Raw genomic sequence first — 16615 nt, 5'->3', positions numbered from 1 at the left:
AGAAGCATTTCACTAACGCTTCTTCCTGTTTTTTTATCGGATAACTTTAATAATTTCTGCACCTGTGTCTACTTGTGATGCATTTAGGCTAATGATATCACCATAATCTGTTGAATTGGTAATCACAACAGGTGTTATCATTTGGAAGCCTTTACTAGCAATTCCCTCTAAATCAAAAGTCATCAGTTGGTCTCCGGTTTCAACGTGCTGTCCTTGCTCAATGAAATATTGGTAACCTTCCCCTTCTAATTGAACCGTATCAATACCTACATGGATAAGGAGTTCAAGTCCATTATCCGCCGTTAAGCCAATCGCATGTTTGGAGTCGAAGATTGCAGATACTGTTCCAGAGATTGGTGAGACAACGACCCCTTCGGCGGGTTTTATTGCAACGCCTTTTCCTAAAATCTCCTCTGAAAACATACCATCTTCTACTGCGGATAGTGAGACAACTTCCCCTTTTATTGGCGCAAGAATAACGTCTTCAGAAACTTTGTTACTTGTTGGCTCAAGTGTTGCTTCACCAATATCAGATTTAACTTCTTCTCTATCAGCTACCAATGCATCTTCCTCAGGGTTTGGATCTTTATAAAGAATATAAGAAACGATAAAAGCAATGATGATACTGATAACAGCGCCAATTGCAGCGAAAGTAAAATAGCTTAATGTATCATCACCAATATAACTAGGTAAAGTTAATAGACCTGGTGCTCCACCCGCGAAGTTACGGACTCTGAAAATACCCATAAATAGCCCACCGATACCGCCACCAATCATTGCAGCGTACAGGGGAGTTTTAAAACGTAAATTAACACCGTATAAAGCCGGCTCAGTAATACCAAAGATCCCTGTTAAACCAGCTGATGAAGCTAATTGTTTGATCGTTGAATCTTTACTCTTGAAGCCAACAGCTAAAGCAGCAGCACCTTGTCCGACGTTTGATGCTAGCATGCCGGGATAAATAACCGTATCGTAACCCGATACCATACGGTTGTTAATGCCAATCGGAACAAGTCCATAATGTGTACCTGTAGCAACGAAAAGTGGCGAAAATGCACCTAATAATGTAGGGACTAACCAAGGGCTAACATTTTCAAGCGTTGTAATCCCAGCAGAAATACCATCACTAATAAAGTGCCCAAGCGGCCCAATAACAACAATTGAAACTGTTCCTACTATGGCAATCGTAATTAAAGGTTTACTAAAGAACTTAATCGCCTTTGGTGATACACGGTCAGCAATAGGTTCTATATAAGACATAAACCAGACGGCTAATATAATGGGAATAACAGAAGAAGAGTAAGTGACCGGTGTAACAGGTAAGCCAAATACGCTAATCCCCTCTGTTCCTTCTAATGCTTGAACCATGGCGACAAAGTTAGGGTGTAACAAAATTCCACCAACCATCATAGCGAGATAAGCATTTGTTTTAAATTTTTGTGCAGATGAAGCGGCCAATAAAATAGGTAAGAAATAAAAAGCAGCATCTGCCATAAAGTCAACGACTTGGTAGGTTTGACTTTCATCATTAACCACGTTAAAAACGACTAACAAAGATAGCACGGCTTTTAACATCCCTGCCGCTGTAATCGCTGGTAATATCGGTGTAAAAATTCCAGTAATCGTATCAATTACCTTAGCTAATGCAGAGCGGTCATCTTTATTGTCATCTTGATCCGCATGACTTCCCAGTGAGGGGGCTTCATTAATAATTTCTTTGTATACACTGCTGACGTCACTACCAATAATAATTTGGTATTGGCCGCCTTTAGATACCACACCCATAATTCCGGCTGTATTCTTTAATTTATCGGTATTGGCAACTGTATCATTTTTTAGGTTGAATCGTAAACGGGTGGCGCAATGCCCTAAACTAGAGACGTTTTGCTCGCTACCAATGTTATCTAATATCGTTTTAGCTAAATCATTGTAACTCATCTTACATTTCCTCCTCTAAGGATTGCAAAAAAAATACCTAAATAGATCCCTTGGACTCAATTGAGATTGAGTAAGGAATTTATCTAGGTATAGCCTGCTTAACCAGTAACAATCCTATATATATTTATTTACTATTTGTAATTCGTCTAATGTGAATGGTTAGGTAAATCATTTCATCTTCTTTTAAGTCGCGACCAAATTCTTTAATAATATAATCGCGAACTTTTAATGCACATAAATACTCTGCATTATAACGTTCTTTAAGCATGAATAGAAATCCAGCATCCTTATTTTCTTCAAGCTCTACACCGCTATATAAGCGATGGACAAAGAATTTTAAATGGGTAATAAAGCGTTCATAATTCAATGAGTACTCGTCTAAATCCATTTTATAGTAGTATTTAATGATGTTTAGGATATTCTGAATAACCTGAGTCATCTCAGATACTTCGCTAACTTTAGACATATCTAATTCTGCATTAACAATGTGTAACGCGATGAAACCGGCTTCATCCTCAGGTAAAGAAATACCTAATTTATTTTTGATAATGACTAAAGCTTCTTTCCCAATTAAAAATTCATGATTATAAAAGCGCTTAATTTCCCACAATAGCGCATTTTTAATCGGTAAAGCTTTTTTATGACGTTCGATAGCATAATCAATATGGTCAGTAAGGGTAAGGTAAATACTTTCACTCAATTTCTTTCCTAAAGATACTTTAGCAAAGCTAATGATTTCATTGGCAACTTGTAAGTGTTCTAACTCAACATTAGCAAGCAGTTGCGTCAATTTATTAGTAGTTGTATCTTTATTACTTGTGTATACCTTTTCAACAGCGTCTTCATCGATAGGATCGCCAATCTGCTTCTTAAAGCCAATCCCTCTTCCCATGACCAACACTTCATTGTTTGCGCTATCAACAGATTTGACAATGTTATTGTTAATCACCTTTTTTACTTTCACAAATGCTATCTCCTTAGTGAGACTGAATCAGCTAGCTAATTTAAATCATATGTTATAGAAATCAAGTATAGCCCACATTATTGGTAACAACCTTGACTTTAATACTTATTAGATCATATGGTATATTTAATGTCAACCCCATTGTTCTTTATATTAAACGTGAAGTATTAAATAGGACTGAAGGTAAGGGCTTTTACGTGCGAAAGCTGATCGAACATATCGAGGCTGGGACGAAACAAAAATGATTGTCTAAAACACGAAGGGTTCTTTCAAAAAGTCATTGCAATGTGAAATAGACTCGCTTTCTGCGGGCACGGCCTCAGCTAACTTTAGAAGCAAAACCCGCTTCTAAAGTGGATCTTCGGACTCGTGCTATTCCCGCAAGAGTCTCCTCTATTTCAATTGCTATAGAACGTGTGGTATATACAGGTAAATTAGTCGGACAAAACCCACTAAAAGAAAAAAACGGATTCTGAAGAAATCTCCTTCAGATCCGTTTTTTTTGATGTTTTAGACAGGAAAATAGGGAAACCTTCTGTTAGAATTAAAGTCACCACAACCTAATCCAAAGGAGGTCTCCCTATGTTTAAAGATTATAACATAAATCAGGTTGTTTTACCGCTCGATATGGAGATGAAATTGCAGGAAAATGATATTGCTTACGCTGTGAATGAGCTCACGGAGTCGATTCCTGAAGAAGCCTTCGCAGGCTTTTTGCGTGCAACAGGCTGCCCAGCGTACCATCCACGCATGATGTTGAAGATTATTCTGTGTGCCTATACCCAGTCTGTGTTCTCCGGAAGAAAGATAGAAGGGCTACTGAAGGACAGTGTGCGTATGATGTGGCTGGCCCAGGGTTATGAGCCAAGCTATCGTACGATCAATCGTTTCCGGGTTCATCCTGAGGTGAATGAACTGTTGCGTCAGTGCTTTGTACAGTTCCGCTGTAAACTGGTTGAGGAGAAACAAATTGAGGAAGAAGCCATTTTTATAGACGGAACAAAACTTGAGGCGAACGCGAACAAGTACACATTCGTCTGGAAAAAGTCGGTCGAAGGATACAGTGCCAGTTTGGTGGAACGGTCGAATCGTATGTACGAAGAGCTTCTGGAAAAAGAGATTATCCCAGAGCTAGAAAGGGAAAGTTGGGACGCACTTTCTGAACAAGAGCTATCCAGCATTATTGAAAACCTGGATGAAACAGTCCAGGCATATGATGAGAAAATTGAAGCAAGTGAGGATGCTGCTGTACGAAAAGAGTTACGCTCGGAGCGCAAGGAACCAAAGCAGTATCGCAAACAGTTCCAAAATTTTTTACAACGCAAAGAGAAATACCGTGTGGATATGGAGATTTTTGACGGCCGAAACAGCTATTCTAAGACGGACCATGACGCCACCTTTATGCGCATGAAAGACGACCATATGAAAAATGGACAGCTTAAGGCCGGCTACAATGTGCAACTGGCAACCGAAGGCCAGTATGCGCTTGCTTATGATATTTTTCCAAATCCGACGGATACACGCACCTTCATTCCTTTCCTGGATACAATCGAAAAAGACTTTTTCGATCTTCCCGAATATATTGTAGCGGATGCCGGCTATGGCAGTGAACAGAATTACATGGATGTCGTGAATAATAGAGATCGCTCCCCTTTGATCACCTACAACCAATATCGGAAAGAGAAGAAAAAGAAGGTTAAGAATAACCCTTTGAATACAGCCAATTGGGCATATGATGAGGAAACAGATACATTTACTTGTCCGAACGATCGCACGCTCTCGTTCTGTCATCCTTCAACAAGAAAAGATAGATATGGATTCATACGTCATTTCAAAACCTATGAATGTGAAGATTGTTCTGGCTGCCCACTGCGTGACCGGTGTACAAAAGCGAAAGAAGGAAATAACCGGAGACTGTATATTAATGAAACATGGGAGAACCAAAAAGCCTATATTCGAGAAAAGCTTTCAGAAGAGAAAACGGGTGAAATCTACGGCAAGCGAAAGATTGATGTAGAGCCAGTCTTCGGATTCTTGAAGGCTAATTTGGCGTTCACCCGATTCTCCGTAAGAGGAAACGAAAAGGTGAAAAATGAAATGGGCTTCGCGTTCATGGCAGTGAATTTGAGGAAATACACTGCCTCGGACAACAGCCAATCCCCAAACAATTCAAAAGGCAAGGACAAAAAAGCATTTGATCACCAAGAATCGGTGATCAAATGCTTTTTCTTTCATTTTAGGCTAGTTATGTCCCAGCCTCATTATATTAAGACATTTATTTTTGTCCCAAAATCACGGATGCTTGGCGAAAATTAGGCTCCGCTTTTTTCCATTATCTCCTTGTGTTCCTTTCCCCACTTAGCCATAAACCGTAATGTTGCTTCTAAATTTCTACCGTATCTGGTTAGTGAGTACTCTACTTTAGGTGGCGTTTCGGCATAGTCCACTCTTTTAATAAGTAAATCTTTTTCTAACTCACGTAATTGTTGTGTAAGCATTTTTTTGCTAATCCCAGTTACCGTCCGTTGTAATTGGTTATACCGCATTTTACCGTCTAGCAATTGAAAAAGAATTTGTGCTTTCCATTTTCCACAAACGACATCCATGGTAACTGCAATTGGGTGTGTATTAACTTGACTCATTATCTTCATCCTTATCTATTCTTTTGTTAGTAACGCACCAAAAAGGCCTTCTTGCTTCATTACTAATAGTGGTAATAATATAGAAGTAGTAAACATTTTGTAACAATAATATAGCTTACTTGGTTTATAAAGGGATAAAGCGATAAATATTTTCATAATGAGCATTTATTACAGATAATCGTCCGTAGAACACCGACAACAAAGTAGAGGTTAGAATTTCTGTTTAGGTGTGAGTTAACGGACACTAATCGCCTGATTCATCGAACTCATAATCAGTAGGCGAGGGATGAAACCGTCCGCTGATTAAAGTTTCGTATTATCATTACCCCGTTTGGAGCTGGTTAAAACAATGGATATCAATGAACTAACAAAGGTTAGTTATCTATTATCAAAGAAGATTTGGACGCACAGTTTTGAATTTGCAAATATATCCAACCTATTCATGCATGCGTCTAAGCAAAATCATTCGCTCATTCCCATTGATTTCAAAGTCCAATTAATCCGATCAACTTATGGACACAGCATTGATACAAGGGCGCTCTATGAAGTTGTCATATCTCATGCTAGATCTTTCTGGTGTCCCAGTGGTGGACACAATGGTTGCTAATGTACTTATCAAAGTGTATCAAGCCTTAAAGGTTATTGGAATTAAAGCGATTCTGTGCGGTATACGTCCAGACCTTGCTAAAAAGCTTGTTCAACGAGATGTACAGTTTACATCAATTGATACATTTTCCAGCCTATATCGAGCGATTCAGCACATTGATTAAAAGGAGTAGGATTAACAATATAAAAAAGAAACGCTGAATTCAGCGTTTCTTTTTTATTATAGCTTTAATCCAAATGTAGCACGTCGCTCTGATTAATTGTTAGAGAAAACAGATAGGAACCATTCCCAAATAGATTGGAAAAAGCCGATAATGCTCTGGATAACATTTTGTCCCTCTTCACTCTCTGCGAAATCACTAATCCAGTCGCGTGTAGCATCGATCGTATCTGTTACTTTACCCCAATCAATATTCAAATTACGTAGGTTATTGAACAGCGAAACCAATTGCTCAAGCTGGTCTTGACTTAAGCTAATACCGAGCTCGTCAGCCAAGCGTGAGATCAGATCACGCACATCTTCAGCAGACTGTGGGTTTTCCTGTTCAATACGCTCTTTTATTTGGTTCATAAAATCAACCGCTTCGTCTTCATCGATGTCTTCATCTTCAGCTAGCTCAGCGGTAACGACCATTTCTTCGTTTGCTGCTTGCTTAACTTCTTCATCAATTGTTTCCCCTGTCGATGCTTCGTATGCTTTCATGATGCCGGTTAATGCACCTGTTCCTGAAACGGTGAAAGGTGCTGTAGCGTAAATTTCTGCACCACTGACACCTGCTGTGGCAAGAGCATTTGTGTACATGGCGCCAGTAATATAATTAATATTATTCGTCGTTACCGCAACGCCTGTATTATCATTTCGTAATGTAATTCTTGCAGATGAAATAGCATTTGAACCAATTTGGCTTGCCGGAATGTAATCACCTAAATAATTGTGCTCTTCTTCATTAGTGACATAAATAATCTCTATTTCGTCTTCATCAGTTATTTCCATGTCTTCTAAAACTGTCGCTCGTTGTGATTGTGATAAATCTTCACCTAATGTCACAATCGTTTCCCCTTCAATGGCATCAGCCAATGCAATCGGGATACTTGTATATATAAAAAAAGTGACAGCAAGTAAAGTGATACAACTTGTAGCTATTAATTTTCTCATTTGAATAATCTCCTTTTTAATAAACATCTTTTAGTTCTTCGCCAACCTATTCCTATTTTACAACATCTGCAACATCTTGTCCGCTTTTACTTTTCTATATAACTATGTTTTCCAATAAAAAATAGAAGATAACATAGAATTTTTTATTATAGGTAATTTGTCTGTAAAGCATCCACCTCAAAATAAATAACAGAGCTACATCTATTTAGGGGGCGATAACAGACGTTAATGTCCTAATTTACTCAACTACCAAGTAGTGTGGAAGAACGAATACGACGCCTGATTGGAGCTTCGTTTTATTTAATCAATAGGAGCTAGGTTTTCTGGGTAAATGGTTAGTCAAAATCGATTTTGTCATTTCTGTCCTGCAAAAAGGGTACATTTAGACTATAAACCAAGTATTTGAAATGAACGAATCTTCATATATAATTATTGACGAATGAGAGGTCGGTTTAGTTACGTATGATAACATATGGTGTTAATTAGGGTAAGGAGGATCGGTGATCGGTTCAAGCGGACGGTTTGATATTAGTGCCTTATCACAGATGATCATCAGTAAAACGCCCGCCACAAAATAGAGTGTAGAACACATCTATTTAGGCAGGAGCTAATGGACGTTCTCCTGATTCACTCAACGACCAAGTAGTCGGAGAAGGACGCCCCAACCGATTGAAGATCGATTTATCTTTGTTCAGTTAATTTTGTTACATCGACAACAAAGAAATCTTCGGCTTCTTTCGTATAACGAACCGTTGCTTGTTGTGTATCATCGTTAACATCATTAATGAAGATGGGCTTACCGTTATAGTAAACATCTTGCATAACGGGATCATCTTTGATTTCTTTAGCTCGAATGACATTCAATTTTGTACCTCCTTTGATTAGCGTAGTATATTAGACTATTAACCGAAACATCTTGTCTTTAAACGTTATCTGTTTATCACAGATAACCGTCTGTAAAACGTCTCCGACAAAATAGCGAGTAGAGCAGCTTATTTAGGCGGGCGTTAACGGACGGGAATGTCTTGATTCAATCAGCTGACAATCAATGGGCGGGTAAGCTCTTAGGCTAAAACCGTCACGGCCTGTGGCAACATCTGCATGGCCTACATCCTGTAGCCTCTACCCACTGATTGAAGGTTCGTTTTATTAAGAATAATATATTAAGAAAGTGGTGTTTAATCTTGCGTTTACTATCTTTTTTAAAAGGGAAATTAGCGGGGATGGTGGGAACCATTGAACGCTACCCATTAACGGTTTTGCTGATTGTGGCCTTAACGATAAATAATATGTTTACGATTAACCAAGATTATAATGTGTCTTATTATGAGTCGACATTAATGATTGGTATTTTATTAAGTTTAGTAGCCGAGCAATTGTATCAGCGTTTTTTCAAACCATTAAAAATGCGCTTGCTCTTAATGGGAAGTGCACTTGTTGTTATGTTTGTCTATCATCTAATGATAGGTGGTCAAGTTGACCACGCAATTGCGTTTTCGGTGAAAACCGATGTCTTTATTCTTATCCTGATAACAGCATTTATTTGGATACCTTCAATTAAATGTCAATTAAGGTTTAGTCAAAGTTTTCTTGTCGTCTTTAAAGCTTTCTTTACAACCGTTTTGTTTTGCTTGATTATCAGTATTGGTATTAGTACCATTTTATTAGCTATTGACGCATTGTTGTTTGACACGTCTTTCACGATATGGTTTCAGCTCTTAAATGTTGTCGGTACGTTATTTGGTCCGGTATTTTTCCTTACCTTCATCCCGCTGTACATTGGAAATAAAGACGCTGATATGTCTGAGGCGGATCGGCAAAAACGATATGAGGAGATAAGTCGAGCGACAGCCAAATCTAAGCAGTTTGATCTGTTGATCTTATTTGTATTCATCCCTTTAGTTGTCGTCTATACTATTGTTTTGTTAATCTATATTCTATCCAATTTAACATCTGCCCTGTTTACAGAAAATGTATTGGAACCATTGCTTATCTCGTATACGATAACAGTGTTGGTCATCTATCTTTTGGCGAGTGAAGTTGACCATCATGTGAGTCATTTTTTCAGGCTTGTTATCCCTAAAGTCTTGTTGCCTATTGTCTTATTTCAAACGGTAGCATCAATTGTGAAAATAAATGAAACAGGTATGACTTATGGTCGTTATTATGTCATTGTATTTGGTGTCTTTGGTACAATCACCGGTTTCATCTATGCCTTTTTATCCTCCAAAAAAACCAATTGGTTAGCGCCTATCTTAATCGTTATTTCAATTATTTCGGTAACACCACCTGTTGATGCCTTTACGGTGAGTAGATATAGCCAAATCAACTTGGTAAAAGGTATTTTGGAGTCTTATAATATGTTGAATGATGGTCAGGTTGAGCCAAATGCCGAAGTGAGTGAAGCTGATCAGATTAAACTAACGGAAGTGATCGAATATTTAGATGAGATGGATGATTTAGATGAGGTAGAGTGGTTGCCGAGTAATATTTTTGTCGCTAATCGTTTTGAAGATATTTTCGGATTTGAACCCACTTACCAAACGGATCTTAATCCCTTTCGTTCGACGCGATCAGTTAATCTGCGGAATTGGGAGGGTGAGATGATAGATGTCAGTGCGAGTGATTGGCTAATAAAGCAATCCATTGACGGGCAATCAAGCAACAATGATCGATTCACACTAACAGGTCAAGCATTGTCGTCTTATCAACTTGAGATCAATAGTGATCGTGATGCATTTGATATAAAACTATTTAACGAGAATCAAGAGCTAATTACGTTAGATGGAGAAGAATTGTTAGATTATTTCTTAACAGGTGGTCAGAGCAATCGTCAATTAACGATCGATGAGGCTGTTTACACCATTGAGAACGATCAAGCTGAATTAAGTGTGATTGTAGAAGAGATAAATTTATACCAAACGAATTATACAATTGATTTCTTTTTGCTTATAGATCTGAAATAACCAAAAATGAAAACAGGGTAAAACGAGCTTAAATGAATAAAAAGGTTAATTTACGTTTTTTAGTAAATTAACCTTTTTGTACGCTTGTTTTTTGTCTGTCAATTATTTAGCAAACAAATGAAGTTGGTTAATGCGGCTAGCTGCTTCAACTAAACGTTCAGTGGGTGTAACAAGTCCTGCACGAACATAGCCTTCACCATATGCTCCAAAGCCATTCCCTGGGGCAACAACTACATGAGCGTGTTCTAATAAATAATCAGCGAATGCTTGTGAACTAAAACCTCTAGGTACTTTTAACCAGCAGAAGAATGTGCCCTTAGGTGCGGTCACGTCCCAACCGGCTTTGTTTAAAAGTGAGATAAACCGATCACGTCGCTCTTGATAAATCGCTGTTAATGCGTGTGTTTCATCTTGTGGACCGAGTAGAGCCTCCGCAGCTGTTTCTTGAATAGCGCCAAAAAGACTTACATACATGTGGTCTTGAATTAAATTAAGCTGTTCAATAACAGAGGCATTCCCTACAGCAAACCCAACTCGCCAGCCTGCCATATTGTAAGCTTTTGATAAGGTGAACATTTCAATGCCCACATCTTTAGCCCCTTTAGTTTGTAAGAAACTTCGAGCTTTTTCGCCGTCGAACCCAATCGAAGCATAGGCAAAGTCATGACAAACACAAATCTGATGTTTTTTGGCTACTGCGACGGTATCAGCGAAGAATTCGGCTGTAGCGACCGCTGCGGTTGGATTGTTTGGGTAATTTAAGAACATCAGTTTTGCTTTGTTGAGCTTCTCATTAGCTATTGCTGTAAAATCCGGTAAAAATTGATTTTCTGCTAATAATGGCATGGCTGCTGCATGAGCATGTGCTAGTGCAATACCAGATAAATAATCAGGATAGCCTGGGTCGGGTAAAAGTGCGAGATCACCTGGATTGAGTAAGCATTGACTCAGTTCTACTAAGCCTGTTTTTGATCCTGGTAAAACCGCCACTTCTGTTTCTGGATTAAGCTCAACACCGTATTCACGCAGATAAAAATGAGCGACAGCCTCTTTTAAAAATGTATGGCCGCGAAACGGTGAATATTTATGATAAAGCGGATTAGGTGCAGCAGCTTGTAAGGCATTGACGATCCGCTGTGGGCTGGGTAAATCGGGATTTCCTTGGCCGAGATTAATAACGTCATGTCCAGCATCGATCATCGTTTGTGCACGCTGTACTAATTGTGCGAAAAATTGTTCTGGTAATCGTTGTAATGCAGTTGAAGGTTGAAATTCAATCATTGATCAGACACCTCATTGCTTTCTTGAAAGTTGTAAAAACAATCATAGTCAATGTCTATCAATTTGTAAAGATCGAATTAAGATAATTTTGAATCTTGACACAATAGGTGTGGAGTGGGATAATTTGCACCAATAAAAGAAGTGAAGTTGATTTGGTGAGGAGGGAAAGGGATGGAGGCGATTCAAGTACAAGGTGCCCCTAATTTATATCGATGCCATAAAGGTGCGTTGAATGAGTTGAAACAGCTGGTCATAAACGAAGGTTGGAAGAAAGGGTTACTTGTTCATGGGAATGCGTCTTGGACAGTTTCTGCTCCATTTATTCAATCGTTAAATCTACCGCTAGTGGCTACACAATATCATGGTGAATGCACGAGGGAAGAGGTCGCTCGAATCGTTGCTTTGGCGTTAGAAGCAGGTGTTGATTATATTCTTGGTGTCGGTGGAGGGAAAATTATTGATTTGGTTAAAGCAACGGCTGACTGTTTACAGCAGCCTTTCCTACTTGTACCGACTTTAGCATCAAATTGTGCCCCATGGACACCATTGAGTGTATTTTATGACCAAGAAGGTAGATTTACAGATTATGAAGTTTTCTCGCGCAATGCATTTATGGTTGCTATTGAACCCGAATTGATTATGAATTCACCGGCTCCATTTTTACGAGCAGGCATTGGTGATACACTAGCAAAATGGTATGAGGCTGATGTGCTCGTCAAGCAACTTGAGCATAAACCGATTCCGGTCAATGTAGCTGCTCATGCTGCACGGCTTTGCCATGATGTTTTGCTTGAGCATGGTGCGCAGGCAATACAAGACCATGCTGAACAAAAAATCACACGATCATTTATTCAAACGGTAGAAACGATTATAATGGTTGGTGGCATGGTTGGTGGATTTGGTGAACGATATGGACGGATTGCTGGTGCGCATTCAATTCATAATGGTTTGACCGTATTACCTGAAACGCATGATAAGTTGCACGGTGATAAGGTGGCCTATGGGATTCTTGTTCAATTAGCTTTGGAAAACCGATTTGATGAAATTGAAAAACTATTACCTTATTACCATCAGTTAGCTCTTCCGACTTGTCTTAAAGATTTAGGGGTGGTTGTTGATCAGCAAAATTTGGTTTTTGAACAAGTAGCAAAAGCAGCAACCAAAGTGACTGAATCGATTCATTTTATGGAAAGATCGACAGAAGAAGCCGTAGCTCATGCTATGAAACAGCTAGACACATGGATAATGAGTAAACAAATACAGGATGTGATCGAGTGAAAATAGCGATTATTCAAATGGACATTGCTTTTGGTGACCCAGAGGCAAATCGTCGATATGTTAAGCAGCAAATCGAGCAGACCTTAGCCGAAACGGCGGTTGATTTATTTGTATTACCTGAGCTGTGGACAACGGGCTATGATTTAGCTCGTTTTGATCAGCTTGCTGAACCAGGTGGTGAAATAACGATCGCGTTTCTTGCTAATTTGGCAAAACAATATCAGGTGTATTTTGTTGCTGGCTCAATTGCAAATGCCAAAAAGTCAGGTTACTATAATACCTTGATTGTCATTAATCGCCAAGGTGAATGGGTGAAGCAATATGATAAAGCCCATTTGTTTCGATTAATGGAAGAGGAGAAATTTTTACAACAAGGTGATCAAGATGGGCTGTTTATGATTGATGAACAAAAGGCAGCAGCTGTCATTTGTTATGATATCCGCTTTCCTGAATGGATCAGAGCCCATATGTTAAATGGCGCGAAAGTGCTCTTTGTTGTGGCTGAATGGCCGGCGTCAAGGATTGACCATTGGCGCACTTTATTGGTTAGTCGAGCCATTGAAAATCAGTGTTATGTTGTCGCTTGTAACAGGGTTGGTGCTGATCCTAAAAATGTGTTTGGTGGTCATTCAATGTTTATCGGCCCGTGGGGAGAAATCATTGCAGAAGCAGGTGATCAAGCGATGACGTTAACCGCCAACATCATATGGGAAGAAGTTGATCGTGTTCGTCAGGAAATTCCAGTTTATCAAGATCGTCGCACTGAATTATACCAACATTTGGCTGGTTACGAAAAAAAATAGATGAATCTGAAAAAAAGGTTTGACTTCTGTGCGTAGCCATTGTAAAGTAAGAAACACAATATAAATAACGAATAGCATTTTCTTATCCAGAGAGGTGGAGGGACTGGCCCTTTGAAGCCTCGGCAACAGACGTTAATCGTCACTGTGCCAAATCCAGCAAGCGATCGCTTGAAAGATAAGAAGAGTTAACTTTGTCTAGTTAAACCCTCTTCTTAAGTCGATAAGAAGGGGGTTTTATTATACGTTGGGAAACGTTTAATATGCATAATGGGACAGCACAGTCGCTAAAGGATAAGTAGCTCTTTTTTCAAAAGTCTAAATTTTCGAATTATTGTGTATTTAAATTTTGGACTTTAGTGGTAAGTGAATATCAAAAAGGGTTAAGAGAAATAATATGTTTAGCTATTCGTTATATTAAAACAAGGGGGAATTAATATGAAAAAGTTTCTTAGTTTGTTAGGATTGATCACTATTTTAACTATTTTGGCAGCGTGTGGAGGGGGAAGTGATGAGGGAGAAGCACTTTCCGAGGAAGAGTTAACAGTCGGGGTTACAGCAGGACCGCATGAACAAATTATGGAAAAAGTAGCTGAATTAGCTGAAGAAGAAGGTTTGACGATTAACGTTGAAGTTTTCCAAGAGTATGTTATGCCAAATACAGCACTGGAAGAAGGAGAGCTAGATGCAAATAGCTATCAACACCAGCCATTTTTAGATGATTTTATTGAAGATCGTGGTTATAATCTTGTTGATGTTGCAACAACGGTAAATTTCCCAATGGGGATTTACTCTACAGCAATTTCTGATGTTTCAGAATTAGAAGAAGGCGATTCCGTAGGGTTGCCAAACGATCCAACGAATGGTGCACGTGCTTTAATGTTATTCGAAGATGCGGGCCTTATTACTTTAGATGAGGATGCTGGAAATTCAGCGACGGTATTAGACATTATAGAGAACCCATTAGATCTAAATTTTGTAGAGCTAGAAGCATCACAAATTCCTCGCCAGCTGGAAGAGTTGGCTGCTGCGACGATTAATACAAATTTTGCAATTGAGCATGGCTATGTACCGACTCAAGATTCTATCTTTATCGAAGCGAGTGATTCACCATGGGTAAACTTACTTGTGGTTCGCGAAGAAAATCAAGATGATCCTGTTGTACAGCAATTAATTGATCTTTATCAGTCAGAGGAGATCAAGCAGTTTGTAGATGAAACATTCGAGGGTTCAGTAGTCACTTCTTGGTAAGTAGTGATATGTTTGAGGCGAAGGGGTAGATAGAGATGATTGAATTAAGACATTTATCAAAGACATTCAAATCAAAAAAGAAAAGTGAAGATGTGCTTGCACTTGATGATGTCAGTCTTCATGTTAAAAAAGGCGAGATCTATGGCGTTATTGGCTACAGTGGGGCAGGGAAGAGTACCTTGGTTCGCTGTGTCAATTATCTAGAGCGTCCTACCTCAGGCGAAGTCATTATAAATGGTGCCGAATTAGGGGCGATGTCAACAGAACAGCTTCGTCAAGCACGTCAAAATATTGGGATGATTTTTCAAGGCTTTAACCTTTTGAAAACAGCGAATGTTTATGACAACATAGCGATTCCATTAAAATTGACAGGGGTATCGTCAAGTGAAATCAAGGCGCGTGTCGATAAATATTTGGATATTGTTGGTTTAGCTGATAAAAAAAATGTTTTTCCTAATCAGCTTTCTGGTGGTCAGAAGCAGCGTGTGGCTATTGCAAGGGCGTTATCTCATGAACCTGAGGTGCTATTAAGTGACGAGGCAACAAGCGCACTTGATCCTGAAACAACGGATGCCATTCTTGATTTACTACTTAAAATTAACCGCGAATTTGGGATAACGATCTTGTTAATCACTCACGAAATGCATGTGATTCAGAAGATTTGTGATCAAGTTGCTGTTATGGAAAATGGTCAAGTGATTGAACAGGGGAAAGTTATCGATATTTATACGCAACCAAAAAATAAGACGACAGAGAAATTTGTCAGTAGCATTTTTCCTAGTGATATTCCTGAAACGATTATTGATGACCTTGAAAAACAAGGGCCTATTATCCATTTAACGTTTGTCGGGCACTCTGCTGATCAACCGGCATTATCGATGGTGTCTAAACAATTCGATATCCAATCAAACATCTTATCAGGGAACATTGTTCAACTAAAGAATCAACCGTTTGGTAAATTAACTGCACATATCCAAGGTGATAAAAGCGAGACAGATAAGGCTTTAGCTTATCTGCAGGAACAAGGCGTTAAGGTAAGTGAGGTGAAGAAACGTGATTGAAATTTTAGAGTTTATCGATCGTTGGGGTGGTTTGATCTGGGAATCAACGATTGAAACCTTTCAAATGGTCAGCATTTCTTTGGTTATATCAATCATAATTGGCTTACCGTTAGGTATTTTACTAGTATTAACGCGTCCAGGTAAAAGCTTAGATAATAAATATCTTTCTGGTTTTTTAAACGTGATCATTAATATTATTCGATCTGTACCTTTCATTATTTTATTATTCACATTGCTTCCTTTTACACGTTTTATTGTTGGGACATCAATGGGCGTGCGCGGTGTTATTGTACCACTGGTTGTGTTCACTGCCCCATATATTGCGCGGTTAATGGAGTCTGCCTTGCTAGAAGTGGATAAAGGTGTGATTGAGGCTTATGAAGCGATGGGCATTCGAACGCGAGATATTATTTGGCATGTAATGGTACGTGAAGCTAAACCATCAATTATTTTAGGGATTACGATCGCTGTCATTGGTTTAATTGGTGCTACTGCAATGGCGGGTCTTGTGGGTGCTGGTGGTTTAGGAGATGTTGCTTATCGCTTTGGTCATCTCCGCTATGAACCTGTTGTTATGTATGCAACTATTGTAATATTAATCATTATTATTCAAGTGATTCAAACACTTGGCAACCAAATAGCTGCTCGAGCGAAAAAAGATTAGAAGGTGAG

14 protein-coding genes and 1 riboswitch are annotated in these 16615 nt (G+C 38.9%); of the genes, 8 read left to right on the top strand and 6 right to left on the bottom strand.

The features are described from left to right. Nucleotides 1-33: 33 nt before the first annotated feature. Nucleotides 34-1938 carry a beta-glucoside-specific PTS transporter subunit IIABC gene (locus B494_RS0105045; protein ID WP_017471284.1) on the bottom strand — a complete coding sequence of 635 codons (1905 nt, stop codon included), beginning with the start codon at nt 1936-1938 and terminating at the stop codon, nt 34-36. A 124-nt stretch (nt 1939-2062) separates the two neighbouring features. Beyond that, nucleotides 2063-2902 carry a BglG family transcription antiterminator LicT gene (gene licT / locus B494_RS0105040; RefSeq protein WP_017471283.1) on the bottom strand — a complete coding sequence of 280 codons (840 nt, stop codon included), beginning with the start codon at nt 2900-2902 and terminating at the stop codon, nt 2063-2065. A gap of 582 nt (nt 2903-3484) precedes the next feature. On the opposite strand from licT, the gene B494_RS0105035 reads away from it, so the two are divergent. Next, entirely contained in the window at nt 3485-5218 is a 1734-nt protein-coding gene (locus B494_RS0105035) for an IS1182 family transposase (RefSeq protein ID WP_017471282.1), read from the top strand. Here the strand turns inward: B494_RS0105035 and B494_RS0105030 are convergent. Beyond that, nucleotides 5215-5544: a winged helix-turn-helix transcriptional regulator gene (locus B494_RS0105030; RefSeq protein ID WP_017471281.1), complete on the bottom strand. Its 330-nt coding sequence runs from the start codon at nt 5542-5544 to the stop codon at nt 5215-5217. The two genes, B494_RS0105035 and B494_RS0105030, sit on opposite strands and share 4 nt — an antisense overlap. Nucleotides 5545-6086: 542 nt before the next feature. On the opposite strand from B494_RS0105030, the gene B494_RS20460 reads away from it, so the two are divergent. Next, nucleotides 6087-6314 carry an STAS domain-containing protein gene (locus B494_RS20460; RefSeq protein ID WP_161603087.1) on the top strand — a complete coding sequence of 76 codons (228 nt, stop codon included), beginning with the start codon at nt 6087-6089 and terminating at the stop codon, nt 6312-6314. Between the two features lie 92 nt (nt 6315-6406). Here B494_RS20460 and B494_RS0105020 read toward each other — a convergent pair whose 3' ends face one another. Beyond that, nucleotides 6407-7306: a DUF1002 domain-containing protein gene (locus B494_RS0105020; protein WP_017471279.1), complete on the bottom strand. Its 900-nt coding sequence runs from the start codon at nt 7304-7306 to the stop codon at nt 6407-6409. 681 nt (nt 7307-7987) lie between these two features. After that, entirely contained in the window at nt 7988-8170 is a 183-nt protein-coding gene (locus B494_RS0105015) for an H-type small acid-soluble spore protein (protein WP_017471278.1), read from the bottom strand. 320 nt (nt 8171-8490) lie between these two features. Here B494_RS0105015 and B494_RS0105010 point away from each other — a divergent pair, with 320 nt between their 5' ends. Then, nucleotides 8491-10272 carry a DUF4153 domain-containing protein gene (locus B494_RS0105010; RefSeq protein ID WP_017471277.1) on the top strand — a complete coding sequence of 594 codons (1782 nt, stop codon included), beginning with the start codon at nt 8491-8493 and terminating at the stop codon, nt 10270-10272. Nucleotides 10273-10374: 102 nt separating this feature from the next. On the opposite strand, the gene B494_RS0105005 is transcribed toward B494_RS0105010, so the two are convergent. After that, the gene (locus B494_RS0105005) at nt 10375-11553 is read right to left on the bottom strand and encodes a pyridoxal phosphate-dependent aminotransferase (RefSeq protein WP_017471276.1); all 1179 of its coding nucleotides are present in this window, start codon (nt 11551-11553) and stop codon (nt 10375-10377) included. Between the two features lie 171 nt (nt 11554-11724). Between B494_RS0105005 and B494_RS0105000 the strand changes: the two genes are divergently transcribed. From B494_RS0105000 to B494_RS0104980, 5 genes are all read left to right on the top strand, one after another. Beyond that, nucleotides 11725-12831 (top strand): iron-containing alcohol dehydrogenase family protein, encoded by a 1107-nt coding sequence (locus B494_RS0105000; RefSeq protein WP_017471275.1) that lies wholly within the window; start codon nt 11725-11727, stop codon nt 12829-12831. Beyond that, complete coding sequence (locus B494_RS0104995; RefSeq protein WP_017471274.1) at nt 12828-13634, top strand: carbon-nitrogen family hydrolase; 807 nt, start codon at nt 12828-12830, stop codon at nt 13632-13634. The genes B494_RS0105000 and B494_RS0104995 overlap by 4 nt, the downstream gene beginning before the upstream one ends. A gap of 79 nt (nt 13635-13713) precedes the next feature. After that, a riboswitch (SAM riboswitch) is annotated at nt 13714-13816 on the top strand. Nucleotides 13817-14069: 253 nt separating this feature from the next. Further along, nucleotides 14070-14882 carry a MetQ/NlpA family ABC transporter substrate-binding protein gene (locus B494_RS0104990; protein WP_017471273.1) on the top strand — a complete coding sequence of 271 codons (813 nt, stop codon included), beginning with the start codon at nt 14070-14072 and terminating at the stop codon, nt 14880-14882. A 35-nt stretch (nt 14883-14917) separates the two neighbouring features. After that, the gene (locus B494_RS0104985) at nt 14918-15943 is read left to right on the top strand and encodes a methionine ABC transporter ATP-binding protein (protein ID WP_017471272.1); all 1026 of its coding nucleotides are present in this window, start codon (nt 14918-14920) and stop codon (nt 15941-15943) included. A gap of 64 nt (nt 15944-16007) precedes the next feature. Continuing rightward, complete coding sequence (locus B494_RS0104980) at nt 16008-16607, top strand: methionine ABC transporter permease (RefSeq protein WP_083855747.1); 600 nt, start codon at nt 16008-16010, stop codon at nt 16605-16607. Nucleotides 16608-16615 lie beyond the last annotated feature (8 nt).

It is taken from the genome of Amphibacillus jilinensis Y1 (genome assembly GCF_000306965.1).
GTDB classification, from domain to species: Bacteria; Bacillota; Bacilli; order Bacillales; family Amphibacillaceae; genus Amphibacillus_C; species Amphibacillus_C jilinensis.
The sequence above is the reverse complement of the archived record's forward strand: the minus strand, read 5'-3'. Positions and strand labels throughout refer to the sequence as shown.

Bases quoted from the DNA above. Each gene is read 5' to 3' on its own strand.
- B494_RS0105045 (WP_017471284.1), bottom strand. From the start codon at position 1,938: ATGAGTTACAATGATTTAGCTAAAACGATATTAGATAACATTGGTAGC.
- B494_RS0105035 (WP_017471282.1), top strand. From the start codon at position 3,485: ATGTTTAAAGATTATAACATAAATCAGGTTGTTTTACCGCTCGATATG.
- B494_RS0105030 (WP_017471281.1), bottom strand. From the start codon at position 5,544: ATGAGTCAAGTTAATACACACCCAATTGCAGTTACCATGGATGTCGTT.
- B494_RS20460 (WP_161603087.1), top strand. From the start codon at position 6,087: ATGAAGTTGTCATATCTCATGCTAGATCTTTCTGGTGTCCCAGTGGTG.
- B494_RS0105020 (WP_017471279.1), bottom strand. From the start codon at position 7,306: ATGAGAAAATTAATAGCTACAAGTTGTATCACTTTACTTGCTGTCACT.
- B494_RS0105005 (WP_017471276.1), bottom strand. From the start codon at position 11,553: ATGATTGAATTTCAACCTTCAACTGCATTACAACGATTACCAGAACAA.
- B494_RS0105000 (WP_017471275.1), top strand. From the start codon at position 11,725: ATGGAGGCGATTCAAGTACAAGGTGCCCCTAATTTATATCGATGCCAT.
- B494_RS0104990 (WP_017471273.1), top strand. From the start codon at position 14,070: ATGAAAAAGTTTCTTAGTTTGTTAGGATTGATCACTATTTTAACTATT.
- B494_RS0104985 (WP_017471272.1), top strand. From the start codon at position 14,918: ATGATTGAATTAAGACATTTATCAAAGACATTCAAATCAAAAAAGAAA.
- B494_RS0104980 (WP_083855747.1), top strand. From the start codon at position 16,008: ATGGTCAGCATTTCTTTGGTTATATCAATCATAATTGGCTTACCGTTA.